General features: G+C 67.1%; 11 protein-coding genes and 1 pseudogene. 5 read left to right on the forward strand and 7 right to left on the reverse strand.

The window, feature by feature from the left end:
• Both JOZ79_RS12235 and JOZ79_RS12240 read left to right on the forward strand, forming a co-directional pair.
• Window positions 1–1,095 (forward strand): ATP-grasp domain-containing protein (locus tag JOZ79_RS12235; RefSeq protein ID WP_294074551.1); only part of this gene is annotated, 1,095 nt, incomplete at its 5' end.
• A 37-nt stretch (window positions 1,096–1,132) separates the two neighbouring features.
• Window positions 1,133–1,831, forward strand: coding sequence for an energy transducer TonB (locus JOZ79_RS12240; protein ID WP_294074553.1), 699 nt, complete (start codon window positions 1,133–1,135; stop codon window positions 1,829–1,831).
• A gap of 330 nt (window positions 1,832–2,161) precedes the next feature.
• On the opposite strand, the gene JOZ79_RS12245 is transcribed toward JOZ79_RS12240, so the two are convergent.
• On the reverse strand, window positions 2,162–3,571 hold the full coding sequence (locus JOZ79_RS12245; RefSeq protein WP_294074556.1) for a L,D-transpeptidase family protein: 1,410 nt from the start codon (window positions 3,569–3,571) through the stop codon (window positions 2,162–2,164).
• Window positions 3,572–3,592: 21 nt separating this feature from the next.
• A complete protein-coding gene (locus tag JOZ79_RS12250; RefSeq protein WP_294074559.1) occupies window positions 3,593–4,168 on the reverse strand; it encodes a glycine zipper domain-containing protein in 576 nt (191 codons plus the stop codon).
• A 198-nt stretch (window positions 4,169–4,366) separates the two neighbouring features.
• On the opposite strand from JOZ79_RS12250, the gene arsC reads away from it, so the two are divergent.
• Both arsC and aat read left to right on the forward strand, forming a co-directional pair.
• The gene (gene arsC / locus JOZ79_RS12255; protein ID WP_294074562.1) at window positions 4,367–4,714 is read left to right on the forward strand and encodes an arsenate reductase (glutaredoxin); all 348 of its coding nucleotides are present in this window, start codon (window positions 4,367–4,369) and stop codon (window positions 4,712–4,714) included.
• Window positions 4,715–4,756: 42 nt separating this feature from the next.
• Complete coding sequence (aat, locus tag JOZ79_RS12260) at window positions 4,757–5,500, forward strand: leucyl/phenylalanyl-tRNA--protein transferase (protein ID WP_294074565.1); 744 nt, start codon at window positions 4,757–4,759, stop codon at window positions 5,498–5,500.
• A 35-nt stretch (window positions 5,501–5,535) separates the two neighbouring features.
• On the opposite strand, the pseudogene JOZ79_RS14160 reads toward aat, so the two are convergent.
• From JOZ79_RS14160 to JOZ79_RS12285, 5 genes and pseudogenes are all read right to left on the reverse strand, one after another.
• Window positions 5,536–5,904 (reverse strand): annotated as a pseudogene (locus tag JOZ79_RS14160) (DUF2155 domain-containing protein); the annotation flags it as partial.
• Between the two features lie 26 nt (window positions 5,905–5,930).
• Window positions 5,931–6,314, reverse strand: a complete 384-nt coding sequence (locus JOZ79_RS12270; RefSeq protein ID WP_294074568.1) for an NADH:ubiquinone oxidoreductase subunit NDUFA12 — start codon at window positions 6,312–6,314, stop codon at window positions 5,931–5,933.
• 85 nt (window positions 6,315–6,399) lie between these two features.
• Complete coding sequence (locus JOZ79_RS12275; protein WP_294074570.1) at window positions 6,400–6,756, reverse strand: DUF192 domain-containing protein; 357 nt, start codon at window positions 6,754–6,756, stop codon at window positions 6,400–6,402.
• A gap of 110 nt (window positions 6,757–6,866) precedes the next feature.
• Window positions 6,867–7,460, reverse strand: a complete 594-nt coding sequence (locus tag JOZ79_RS12280) for a cold-shock protein (protein WP_294074572.1) — start codon at window positions 7,458–7,460, stop codon at window positions 6,867–6,869.
• A 97-nt stretch (window positions 7,461–7,557) separates the two neighbouring features.
• Window positions 7,558–8,121, reverse strand: coding sequence for a RecX family transcriptional regulator (locus tag JOZ79_RS12285; RefSeq protein WP_294074574.1), 564 nt, complete (start codon window positions 8,119–8,121; stop codon window positions 7,558–7,560).
• 92 nt (window positions 8,122–8,213) lie between these two features.
• On the opposite strand from JOZ79_RS12285, the gene JOZ79_RS12290 reads away from it, so the two are divergent.
• The coding region (locus tag JOZ79_RS12290; protein ID WP_294074576.1) for a fatty acyl-AMP ligase at window positions 8,214–9,594 on the forward strand (1,381 nt) is incomplete at its 3' end.

The raw sequence follows: 9,594 nt of genomic DNA on the forward strand, positions 1-9,594 counted from the left end.
CAGTTCGCCGAGATCGTCGAGAGCCACGGGATCATCTGGGTCGGGCCCAAGCCCGAACATATCCGCACCATGGGCGACAAGATCGAGGCCAAGCGGACCGCCGCCGCGCTCGGACTGCCGCTCGTGCCCGGGTCGGACGGGGCGATCACCAGCCTCTCCCAGGCGCAGGACCTCGCCGAGGAGATCGGCTACCCGGTCCTGATCAAGGCCGCGTCGGGCGGCGGCGGGCGTGGGATGAAGGTCGTCGAGCACCGCGACAACCTCGAAAGCGCGATGGGCCAGGCGGCGTCGGAGGCTCGCTCCGCCTTCGGCGACGACACCATCTACATGGAGAAATATCTCGCCGACCCGCGCCACATCGAGTTCCAGGTGTTCGGCGACGGCGAAGGTCAAGCGATCCACCTCGGCGAGCGCGACTGCTCGATCCAGCGCCGCCACCAGAAATTGCTCGAGGAAGCGCCCTCGCCGGTCCTGACGCCCGAGCAGCGCGAGCGGATGGGCGGCATCGTCCGCAAGGCGATGTCGGACATGGGCTACCGCGGCGCCGGCACGATCGAGTTCCTCTACGAGGACGGCGAATTCTACTTCATCGAGATGAACACCCGGCTCCAGGTCGAGCATCCGGTGACCGAGATGATTAGCGGCATGGACCTGGTGCGCGAACAGATCCGCGTCGCCGCCGGCGAGGGCCTCTCCTGCCACCAGGACCAGGTCCACCTGCACGGCCACGCGATCGAATGCCGTATCAATGCGGAGGACCCGGAGACCTTTGCCCCGTCACCCGGGCTCGTGAAGAACTATGTCGCGCCCGGCGGAATGCACGTCCGCGTCGATAGTGGCCTCTACACCGGTTATAAGGTCCCGCCTTATTACGACAGCATGATCGGCAAGCTGATTGTCTACGGCTCCAACCGCGACAGCTGCATCCGCCGCCTGAAGCGCGCGCTCGAGGAGTTCGTTGTCGAGGGAATGAAGACCACGATTCCGCTTCACCAGAAGCTGGTGCGTGACTCTGAATTTCTCGCCGGCGACTATACGATCAAATGGCTCGAGGAATGGCTCGCCCGGCAGTCCGCGGGCGCGGGCGAAAGCTGAACCCAGCAGCCGTAAGCCGCGTTCATCGGCCGAGCCAATGACCAGCTATACGGGCAGCAACAGGCCAAGGGACCGCGCGAAGGCGATCGCCGCCGTCATCGCGATCCACATCGCGCTCGCCGCCGTGATCGTCGCCGGGCTGAACGTCACCAAGGTCCGGCAGGTGGTCGACCAGCTGCAGACCATCGACATTCATGAAGTGCTGCCGCCGCCACCGCTGCATCGCCCGCCGCCTCAGCCGCGCAAGGCGAAGCTCGCCGCCGGAGCGCCGGCTCCAAGGGCACAGCCGACGGAAGTGGTGGCGCCGACGCCAAGGGTGCCGGAGCCCTCGGTCATCCCCGCGGCCCACATCGCCGGGGCCGGAAGCTCGCCGGCGTCGGGCGCCGCCACTGCCGGAAGCGGAACCGGGGCCGGCGGCAACGGCAATGGGCCGGGCGGCGGCGGCAACGGCGCCGGTTTCACCCCCGCGCGCCTCGTCCGCAACATCCCGAGCTCGCAATATGAAAGGCTCGCCTCGACCGGCCTTGCCAACGGCCTCGTCGGCGTGACGCTGCTGGTCGGCCCGGACGGCACGCCCGGCAATTGCCGGATCGCGCGGTCGAGCGGGGATTCGGGCCTGGACGGCCTCGTCTGCCAGCTGACGCTTCGCTATGTCCGCTTTAACCCGGCCCGTGACCCGCAGGGGCGACCGGTGTCTCAGGACATCACTTACTTCCCGAACTGGCGCCAGCGCTAGGCTATTTCACTAATGGTTCTTTCGTCCGATTTGGCCGAGGGCGCGCACTTGTATGACGTAGTCCATGCAGAATTTCATTTCCCGAAGAGTCTGGACATCGTCCAAATGATGGGCAGATGCAGCGGCCATGAACTCCCGGTGATGGAAGATCGGACCCTTTGGATCGTAATCCGCCTTCACCGCATCCGTCGCCCGATAGCACACGTCCGCAGTAACGGAGTCAGGCACTCCCGCAACGAGCGCGGCACTCACGAGACCTACGACCATCGTCAGTCCTTGTACTTATCAGCGAGTATGCGCGGCCCAGCCCTCGCCGACAGCCTCTGAGACTCAGTGCCCGACCGCCGCCGCGGCGCCGTTGGCCGACTGGGTCGCAAGCTGCGGCCCATCGCGGCCGTAGACATCCTTGTAGTAAGCGATCGCGCCATTGTCGGGCATCGCCGTCATGTAGGTGATGTAGACCGGCACCGGCTGCGCCAGCATCACCGGCTGCTCGACGCCCGCGGACTGCCAGTCGAGGTCGCGCCCGAACAGCCAGCGCCCGAGCCGCGAGGCATCCTCGAGCCGGACGCAGCCGCCGCTGTAATAACGCACCGACTGCAGGAACAGGTCGCGGCGCGGGTTGTCGTGAAGGTAGACGCCGAACTGGTTGGGGAACATGAACTTCATCCGTCCCATGAAGTTCTGCGGCCCCGGCTTCTGGCGGATCAGCACGTTGACCTTGCCCGCGACCACGCCCTTCCAGTCGATCGTCTTGGGATCGATGATCGTCGGATTGTCGTTCCAGTCGGACACGACCTCGTAGCCCATCTTGTCGAGATAGCCGAGGCCCTGCTTGACCACGAACTGCCCGACGTCCTCGCCGGCGAGATCGGGCGGAACGTACCAATAGGGGTTAAGCGCGGCGAAGCGGATATAAGCCGTCAGCATCGGTGTCGGCCACTTGGGCTTGCCGACGACGACGACCATGGAGTCCACCGGCTGGCCGCGGTCGTACATGTAGAGCCGCTGCTGGGCCGCATTCACGAGCACGTATTTCTGCTTCGTTGCGGGAAGCACGCGCGCCCGCTCGAGGTTCACCTGAAGCATGCCGCGTTCGTGGTCGTCGGCATATCGGTGCGCCGCAAGTGCAGCCCGAAGCTGGCCGTAGATCGGGTGCATCCAGCCCATCGAGCGGACATAATCGGCAAGCGACGCCGCAGACGCCGCCTCGCTGAGCAGCGTCATCGCGCTCGGCGGCGCGGGCCTCAGCGGCGCGTCGACATAGGTAACTCCAACGCCCGGGTCCTGGCGCAGGTCATCGACATAAGCGACGAACGCCTGGCTCAACATCACGTCGGCGCGCTGCACCGCCTTCGGATCGGCGGAGTGGGAATCGGCGACCGCCGTCTCGAGCGCCGCCACTCCGTAGCGATCGGGATTGAGTCCATCGAGGTCGGCGCTCTTCAGCAATCCGATCAACTGCTGCGCCGAGTCCCCCGCCGTGGACGACAGCCACAGCGGCGCGCCCGCGCGAGTCCGGTAGAAATCGTAGATGTTGAGCGGCGCTACGGAGGCCGGCGCCGATGATGGCCGCGCGGCCGTAACCGCGGCCGCGCTCAACGGCGCGGCGGCAGCCGGGGTCGCCGACGCAGACGAAAGCGGAGCCGCGGCGATCGTCAAGGCCGCCACGGCTCCGCTCATTCCCTTCATGACGCGCACCGGCACGAGGCCGGCGCGCGCGTTACGCAATGACTTCACTTCAACTCCGTTCGTCGGCCCTTAGCCACGCTCGCCGCGGGTCATCGGCGCCGGAGCTGCCGGCGGAGGCGGCGGGGCAGCGGCGGCGCCGCCGGCCGGGGCACCCGTGTAATATTGCCCGTTGTAGACATATCCGTCCACCACGCCGTCATTGTTCCGGTCCGCCCAGACCGCGCCGGCGAGACCGCCGACCGCGGCGCCGATCACTGCGCCCTGAAGGACACTGACGCCCGGGATGACCGCACCGGCGACCGCGCCGAGGGCCGCTCCGCCGACCGCGCCGGTGGCGGCGCTGCCGAGGACGCTGTGCGACGTCGTGTCATAGCCCTGCGGCGTGCCGGCATAGTATTGGCCGTTGTAGACATAACCGTCGACATAGCCGTCATTGTTGTTGTCGGACCAGGTCGCGCCGGCAAGGCCGCCGATCGCCGCACCGACGGCGGCACCCTCGATGACGCTCACGCCCGGAACCACCGCGCCGACTGCCGCGCCGCCGACGGCACCGATGCCCGCGTCACGCGCGACATTCGGGTTGCTGGCGCACGCGCTAAGCGTGACCGTCGTTGCGAGGCCCAGCGCCAGAATGGATTTACGCATAATCTTTTCTCCCGTTTGTTTGAGCTGCCGGAACATGCGTCGGGACCTCCGCCCCGCACGGATTGCATGCCGCAGGGCAGGAAACGACGGTTCGCCGTCATCGTTCCGCAGCCGCGACAATGATGTTCCGCGACCGGCTTTTCGTCTCGGCCGGCCGCTTGCCGGATGCGGTCACGGTCCGCTATCTCCTCGGCCGACATGAAGGCGACCATTTATCACAACCCGAAGTGCGGAACGTCACGCAAGACCCTCGAGATCCTTCGCGATTGCGGAGCGGACGTATGGATCCACGAATATCTCAAGAACCCGCCCGATCTCGAGCAGCTGAAGCAGCTTTACGCCGAAGCCGGGATTACGCCGCGCGATGGGCTGCGGACAAAGGAGCCGCTGGCGAGCGAGCTCGGCCTCGACCGTCCGGGCGTCAGCGACGACGAAGTGCTGGAAGCGATGGTGAGGCACCCGATCCTGATCGAGCGCCCGCTCGTCCAGACCACCAAGGGAACTCGCCTCTGCCGTCCTCACGAGGTCGTTCGGGAAATCCTCTAACCTTTTGTCTCCGGCGGATTTCTCGGGCAGGATGCATCGCCCGTGACTCGTCTCGATCCCCGCCTCCTCCTTCAGGGCTATGCCACCGGCATCTTCCCGATGGCCGACAGCCGCGATGCCGAGGACCTGTTCTGGGTCGAGCCGAGGAGCCGGGCGATCCTTCCGCTCGACCGCTTCCACCTCTCGCGATCGCTTCGCCGGACCATCCGCCGTGGCCGCTTCGAGGTCACTCGCGACCGCGATTTCCCGGCGGTTATCGCTGCTTGCGCCGACCGGCCGGAGACCTGGATCAACGACCGCATAGAGGAGGCAATGCTGGCTCTCCACGCGTCTGGCCACGCCCATTCGATCGAGGTCTGGAGCCCGGAAACTGACGGACCGCTGCTCGTCGGCGGGCTCTACGGAGTCAGTCTTGGCCGCGCCTTCTTCGGCGAAAGCATGTTCAGCCGCCGCACCGATGCGTCCAAGGTGGCTCTCGCCTGGCTGGTCGCTCGCCTCAAGGCCGGCAACTTCACGCTTCTCGATTGCCAGTTCATCACCGATCACCTCGCCTCCTTGGGCGCGGTGACGGTTCCGCGCTCGACCTACGTAACGTTGCTCTCGGCGGCGCTCGGAGGTGGCGACGGAGCGGGTGCGGGAGCAGGTGCCGTTCCGCGAGGACGCCGCGCGCCGGTCGATTTCGGAGCGCTCGACAGGTTGCTCGAGGTTGCCGGGGTCGCCGGCTCGGCGGGCGCCGGCGGACCGGCCGGATATGTCATCACGCAACTTTTGGGCCACACGTCGTAGACCGGATGCTCGACCGTGTTGAGCGAAGGCGATTCCTTGTAGAGCCAGCCCGAGAATACTCGCCCGAACGTCTTGTCCGGCTTCTGCACGTCGACCTGGACGAAGGCACCGGTCAGCTTCTCGTCTTCCCACGGCGCCGTCGTCTCGCAGGCGCGAAGGCGAACCACGACATCCTTCCAGCGAACCGACTGGCCGGGATGGAGCACCACGTTCTGCACCAGGCCATTGCGCTTGTTGAGGATGCCGAGGACCGCCACCCGCTGGACCATCGGAGTGACTCCGGCCGCGCCCTCGCTGAGCGGAGCTGCGGCGTTGGTGACGAGCGGCGCCGTCGCCGTCCCGTTCCCTTGTCCATTTCCCTGCTTGCCACAGCCCGCGAGCGCGAGCGCGGCTGCGACCGCCATCGACGCAGCGCGGCAGGGGTGCACGGTTATTCGGGAATCCACGGCTGGTAGTCGCCGGTCGAGGCGGGCCGGATCCGCCCGCTCCCCAACGCCCCGTCCGGGCGGAAGGCGGCGATCGTCCCGGTCAGATTGGCTTCGGCCGGCTTCTGAAAGCTGCGCCTCGGCGGAAGCGACTTTTCGGGCAGCTCGCCGATCGTTCCGCGCAGCCAGGCCTGCCATTCCGGCGGCACCCGGCTGCCGTCGTTGCTGCCATTGTAGATGACCCAGCGCCGTAGCGGGCTGCCCTTGCTCTCATAATAGAGGTTGCCGGCGTCGTCGCTTCCGACCGCGTTGCCCTGCAATCGCGTGAACAGAGCCGTGCCGACCGTCGCGCCGTTCCACCAGGTAAAGATTCTCGACAGGAAACCCATGGCCCCGCGCCTGTGCCGCGTCCGCCCCGAGAGTGCAAGCGCGAGTGCAGTGGCGACGGGCGCCACCCGCTTGACGAACCTTCGCTCAGTGCGTCCAGGTCACCATGTCGCCTTCGCGGATGCCGAGCTCGGCCGTGCGGCCCCCGCGCAGCTCCAGCACGCCGATGACCGGCGCGCCCGACGGAATCGAATCGAGCGACAACGGCGTCGCATTGGGCGCGATCCGGACGATTCGCCCGTCCGCGCCGATGAACACGATGTCGAGCGGGATCAGCGTGTTCTTCATCCAGAACGACGCGTCTTGCGGCGGGTCGAACGGGAAGATCATGCCGCGGTCGCCGGCGAGCGAGGTCCGGAACATCAAACCCCGTTGCTGCTTCTCCGCGCTGTCTGCGACCTCGACCGTGAAGTGGTGCTCGCCCGTTGCCGAACGGATGATCAACGGCACCTCCTGGAGTCCGGTCTGCGCATCACTCGCCGGCTGCCCTTCGACTGCTGCGGCGGCAGCCGCCGCCGGCGCCTGCGGGCTGCAGGCCGCGACGGTGATTCCGATCAGGAGTCCCGCGAGGGCTCCGCCGGCCCGCCGCGTAGTTCGACCGCCGTCAGGCCCTTGGCGCTGCTCGCAATCCGGGCGTCCAGCTGATCCCCCGGCTGAAGCTCGTTCAATTGCGCCTGCCGCACCGTCTCCATGTGCACGAACACGTCCTCCTGCGCCGATTCGATGCGGATCAGGAAGCCGTAGCCCTTCACTCGGTTGAACCATTTGACCTCCACCGGCTCGAAATCGCCCGCCCGCTCGACAAGAGCGCCGCGGTCAGCCCGCTCGCGGCTTGCAGTGGACGAGTGAGAATGCGGCGGCAAGGCCGTGGACAGGTCGATGGAGATCACCCGCTTGGCCTGCAGCCCACGCGGCAGGCGCACCGGCACGCATTCGATCGCCGCGCCCTCGGGAACGCTTCTGCGGCCATGCTCGCGAAGAACGCTGAAGTGAAGAAGCACGTCGCCGTCGAGGCCGTCGCACACCAGGAAGCCGAAGCCGCGCGTCGAATCGAACCACTTCACCCGCCCCGTGGTCGGCGGCAGCTCGGTCCCTTCCTCCGGCGGCTGTGCAGACGACGCCGACCGCGGCTCCCGACCGGTTTTCACCGGTTCCCCACCGCTGCCGTTTCCCTGTTCCGAGCTTACATCCAGACGCGACACGGCCGCTCATTTATCATGGGTGCGCCTGTCGGCAAACTGACGATTAACGAATTTCCCGAAGCGCCTCCGCAAGCACATCGCAATCCGCGTCCGCATCAGGCTCCATTGCCGCTATGGCGCGCGCCAACGCGAAGTCGTGGCCGGCGCGGACCATCGCGCCAATCGCCTTGTCGCGCGCTTGCGGCGGGACGTCTTCGCCCGTCGCGAAGGGGCCGATCCGCCGCCGCCTTGCGAAGCGGATTGCGGCCTCGATGGATTCCTCGTTCGCATGATCGCGAGCCGCCGCAGAATCCGGTTCGTCGACACCAGCCACGCGCAGCGCATCGGCGAGCCGCCTCTTGCCGTAGCCGCGGGCGCTCAGCGACCGCGCCTTGGTCAGCGCATAGCCGCTGTCGTCGACATAACCGCGCTCCGCGAACCGATCGGCCAGCGCTCTGGTATCCGCCGCCCCGCCGCCGCTCCAGCCGCGCTCCCGCAGCTTGCGATCGAGGTAGGCGGCAAGCTTGGCGCGCGTCGTCGCGAAGCGCTCGACATAGCGCAGCGCAAGGCTGTTCAGGCCCTGTCCGTCGAGGGGCGGTAGCTCTCGTCTGGGCTTGCGGGGAGGCATGACGCCGTTTTTGTGCCACACTCTCGAACCATCAGGAACTGCCGCTGCCGCTGAGCGGCGGGAATGAGACCAGCATTTCAGGAAGGGATCGCGTGCCAGACCGCGACGCCACGCAGCGAACCGATCTTGCGCCGGAAGGTGCGACACCGACCACCGACGGATTGACGCGCAGGATCGCCGACTTTGCCACTCTGGGCGAAGCGCTTGATTATGCCGCGCAAGGTCGGCGTGGACTGAACTTCCACGATGCGCGCGGGACGCTCGTCCGCGCCTATCCGTTCGCCGAGCTGCGCGAGGATGCGCTTTCGCTTGCGCAGCGCTTCATCGCTCTCGGCATCGAGCCCGGCGACCGCATCGCCCTGGTCGCGGAAACCGGAGCCGAGTTCGCCGCCTGCTTCTTCGCCGCCGTCTACACGGGCGCCCTCCCCGTGCCGCTGCCGCTTCCGACCAGCTTCGGCGGCCGGGACGCATATGTGAGCCAGCTAGAAGTCCAGCTCGACAGTTGCGATCCGAAGCTGTTCCTGTTCCCGGGCGAGCTCGAGGATTTCTGCAAGGACGCGGCGGTCAAACGCGGCATCGACGCCCGCGCCTGGGAATCCCTGGCGAGCATCGAGCCGGCGCCGGGCCCGCTGCACACGGCGGCTCCCGACGACATCGCCTATCTTCAATACTCGAGCGGCTCGACCCGCTTTCCGCACGGCGTCGCCGTCACCCACGAAGCGCTGCTGTCAAATCTTCATGCGCACGGCGTCGGCCTTCAGGTTCGAGACAGCGACCGCTGCATTTCCTGGCTGCCATGGTATCACGACATGGGCCTGGTCGGCTGCTTCCTGTCGCCAATGGCGTTGCAGATGTCGGCCGATTACCAGAAGACCGAGGACTTCGCCCGGCGCCCGCTCGCCTGGCTCGACCTCATCAGCCGCAATCCGGGGACCAGCGTCAGCTACTCGCCGACCTTCGGCTACGACATTTGCTCGCGCAGGATGAGCTCGCAGACCCGCGCCGCCGACCGTTTCGACCTCTCGCGCTGGCGGATTGCCGGCAACGGCGCCGACATGATCCGGCCGGACGTCATGCAGGCGTTCGTCGACGCCTTCCACGAGGCGGGGTTCAACGCCAAGAGCTTCGTCCCCTCCTACGGCCTCGCGGAAGCCACGCTCGCGGTTTCGATCATGCCGCCGGGCGAAGGCATCGTGGTCGAGCTGGTCGAGGAGACCACGCTCGCCGGCGACGGCAAGGTCCACCGCGACCGGCCGCAACGCTATCGCGCGATCGTCAATTGCGGCCGTCCGGCCCGCGGCATGGAAGTCCAGATCCGCGAGGAGGACGGGACCCCGCTCCCCGACCGCCAGATCGGCAAGGTCTGGTGTCGCGGCACCTCGGTGATGGTCGGCTATTTCCGCGACGAGGAGGCCACGAAGGCGTGCATGGACGCCGACAAATGGCTGGACACCGGCGACATGGGGTACATGT

Origin of the sequence: Sphingomonas sp. (genome assembly GCF_019242355.1) — a bacterium.
In the GTDB taxonomy this organism is placed as follows: Bacteria; Pseudomonadota; Alphaproteobacteria; order Sphingomonadales; family Sphingomonadaceae; genus Sphingomicrobium.

Excerpts from the sequence above, each read along its gene's own strand:
- JOZ79_RS12250 (WP_294074559.1), bottom strand. The coding sequence starts at position 4,168 with ATGCGTAAATCCATTCTGGCGCTGGGCCTCGCAACGACGGTCACGCTT.
- arsC (WP_294074562.1), top strand. The coding sequence starts at position 4,367 with ATGAAGGCGACCATTTATCACAACCCGAAGTGCGGAACGTCACGCAAG.
- JOZ79_RS12270 (WP_294074568.1), bottom strand. The coding sequence starts at position 6,314 with ATGGGTTTCCTGTCGAGAATCTTTACCTGGTGGAACGGCGCGACGGTC.
- JOZ79_RS12240 (WP_294074553.1), top strand. The coding sequence starts at position 1,133 with ATGACCAGCTATACGGGCAGCAACAGGCCAAGGGACCGCGCGAAGGCG.
- JOZ79_RS12285 (WP_294074574.1), bottom strand. The coding sequence starts at position 8,121 with ATGCCTCCCCGCAAGCCCAGACGAGAGCTACCGCCCCTCGACGGACAG.